The organism is Methylibium sp. T29 (genome assembly GCF_000576205.1).
GTDB lineage: Bacteria > Pseudomonadota > Gammaproteobacteria > Burkholderiales > Burkholderiaceae_C > Methylibium > Methylibium petroleiphilum.
This window is the reverse complement of the sequence record NZ_AZND01000385.1, coordinates 1-2,443: the sequence shown is the minus strand read 5'-3', so window position 1 is coordinate 2,443 and position 2,443 is coordinate 1. Positions and strand designations below refer to the sequence as shown.

Sequence of the window (2,443 nt, the reverse complement as noted above, 5' to 3'; positions counted from 1 at the left end):
GCCGCGCGTGCGACCGCTGGCCGGCGGACTGGAGGGCTGGGCGGCGATGGGCCGCGCGGTGGCCGAGGGCCGGCCGCCGCCGCTGTCCTAGGAAGTGGGCGCTGCAGGCGCCATCTGCTTGCAGACGTTGCCGCCGACGATGGTGAGCCGCAGGCTGCCGCCATGCCACTCGAGCCAGTTCAGGGCCACGTAGTCGGCGATGACGCCGGCGTCGATGAGGTCGGCGCGCCGTTGTTTCAGGTGGTCGACGGTCTGCCGCAGGCCATCGCGCAGCATCTCGCGACGTGGGTCGGGGCGGGCAGCCGCCGGCAGGGAGCGCCGCTTGGGCGTCGGGGGGCGTTGGAGGGCGATAAGGTTCTCCAGGAGCGGGCCCCCACAGTAACAGCAGTGGCGCGACGGGGCCAGGCATTTCTCCGCATGCCATGATCCCCAGATGAAGGGCGTGCCGCCGCATTTCGACCACCCGCTCGATGCCGTCGAGTTCCGCCGCCCGGGCCACCGCGAGGGCGTCGAGCTGTACCGCGCGCACATCGTGCGCCACGCCTTCGAGCCGCACACCCACGAGGCCTTCGGCCTGGGCGCCATCGAGTCGGGTGTCGAGCGCTTCCGCTACCGCGGCGCGGACCACCTGGCGCCGGCCGACTCGCTGGTGCTGATGAACCCCGACGAACTGCACACCGGCCGCGCCGAGACCGACGGCGGCTGGCGCTACCGCATGGTCTACCTCGATGTCGACGTGGTCGAGCGCATCAGCGGCGAGCGCGGCTGGCATTTCGGCGACGCGGTGGGCCACGACGCGCCACGCGCGCGCCGCGTCGGTGCGCTGCTGCAGCGGCTCTGGCAGGCCGACGAGCCGCTCGCGTTCGACAGCCTGCTGCACACGCTGCTGGCCGAGTTCCGCAGCCACGCCCGCGTGGCACGTGAGAGCCCGGCCGAAGGCGCGCTGCGTTTCGCGCCGGTGGTGGACTATCTGCGCGCCCATCTCGATCGCCGGCTCACGCTCGACGAACTGGCGGCGGTGGCCGGCCTCAGCCCCTTCCATTTCCTGCGCCGCTTCAAGGCGCAGTACCACGTCACGCCGCAGCAGATGCTGATGGCGCTGCGGCTGTTCGAGGCCAAGCGCCTGCTGGCGGCCGGCGACCCGGCGGCGCAGGTCGCCGCGGCCACCGGGCTCACCGACCAGGCGCACCTGACGCGCAGCTTCGCGCGCCGCTACGGCGTCACGCCGGCGCGTTACCAGCGGCAGGTGCGACGGCGCTAGTCGGCCGGGCGCGCGGCCCGGCTCAAGGGAAGGCCGGCACGTCCGGCTCCACGCCCTCGAAATGCGCTTCCGGTGGGTGGACTGCAGCAGCGACTCGATCTCCTGCACGCGCGAGCGCGGCACGTCGACCATCAACAGCAGCTGGCCGTCCGCGAGCGCGCTCTCGAAGCGGCGCAGCCGTCCGCTCGGTGCGGCGATGCCGATCATGCTCGACGACCAGGCCCCCAGCAGGCCGCCCAGTACCGCGAGCACCGCCGCCATCGCCCACTGCGGCGAATCGAGCGCCGACCGCAGTTCGGCGCCGCTCCAGTCGGACGACGCGAACACCGCGCGCAGCGCCGCCAGCCCCGACTCGGCGCCGCCGACGATCGGGAAGAACATCGCGGCCAGCACGCCGATCACCGCACCGCCGAGCCCGCCGATCACCAGCCCGGCCTGCGCCGAGCGCAGCAGGTCGGAGGTCTGCAGCAGGTTCGCGGCGTGCAACCCGGACAGGTCGGCGTTCTCGCGCGCGACGAAGTGGATGTGGGCGTCGCCGATGCGGGCGAGCAGCAGGTCGTTCATGGTCCGCCTGGCGCTCGTCAGATCGGGCAGCAGCCAATAGATGCGTCTGCGCATGGCACCCTCCTTCTGTGGTCGCGGGGGCCCACCCCGCGGGGTGATCGACGTTCCGCTTATACGCCGGCCCATTCATGCGTCGCAAGCAGGGTCAAGGCGCAAGCCGGTACAAGACCGCCTGCGCGGCGGGCGGCTACGCTCGCGGGATCATGTGGATCGGAACCCTGTTCGCGCTGTCCGCCGGCCTGATGTGGGGCCTGGTGTTCATCGCCCCGACCTTGCTGGCCGACTACCCGGCGGCCCTGCTGTCGTTCGCGCGCTATCTCGCCTTCGGGCTGATCGCGCTGCCGCTGGCGTGGCTGGACCGCGCGCGCCTCGCGCAGTTCACGCGTGCCGACTGGCGCGAGGCGCTGCGCCTGTCGCTGGTCGGCAACCTGCTGTACTACCTGTGCCTCGCGGCGGCCATCCAGCGCGCCGGCGGGCCGCTGCCGACGATGATCATCGGCACGCTGCCCGTGGTGATCGCGATCACCTCCACCTGCGCGACGCCGCGCGCGACGGCCGGCTGCCCTGGGGCCGGCTGGCGCCCTCGCTGGCGCTCATCGCGCCGGCATGGCTGCGTCA

Annotated in this window: 2 protein-coding genes and 2 pseudogenes; 2 read left to right on the top strand and 2 right to left on the bottom strand. The window is 72.8% G+C overall.

What is annotated here, in order from left to right; genetic code table 11:
- Nucleotides 1-87: 87 nt before the first annotated feature.
- On the bottom strand, nucleotides 88-276 hold the full coding sequence (locus tag x551_RS21210; RefSeq protein WP_036232445.1) for a hypothetical protein: 189 nt from the start codon (nucleotides 274-276) through the stop codon (nucleotides 88-90).
- A 157-nt stretch (nucleotides 277-433) separates the two neighbouring features.
- Here x551_RS21210 and x551_RS21205 point away from each other — a divergent pair, with 157 nt between their 5' ends.
- On the top strand, nucleotides 434-1,261 hold the full coding sequence (locus x551_RS21205) for an AraC family transcriptional regulator (protein WP_036232444.1): 828 nt from the start codon (nucleotides 434-436) through the stop codon (nucleotides 1,259-1,261).
- A 22-nt stretch (nucleotides 1,262-1,283) separates the two neighbouring features.
- Here x551_RS21205 and x551_RS27775 read toward each other — a convergent pair.
- Nucleotides 1,284-1,879: pseudogene (locus x551_RS27775) on the bottom strand (DUF1269 domain-containing protein).
- 149 nt (nucleotides 1,880-2,028) lie between these two features.
- Between x551_RS27775 and x551_RS21195 the strand changes: the two are divergent.
- Nucleotides 2,029-2,443, top strand: a pseudogene (locus tag x551_RS21195) (EamA family transporter); the annotation flags it as partial.

Excerpts from the sequence above, each read along its gene's own strand:
- x551_RS21210 (WP_036232445.1), bottom strand. The coding sequence starts at position 276 with ATGCTGCGCGATGGCCTGCGGCAGACCGTCGACCACCTGAAACAACGG.
- x551_RS21205 (WP_036232444.1), top strand. The coding sequence starts at position 434 with ATGAAGGGCGTGCCGCCGCATTTCGACCACCCGCTCGATGCCGTCGAG.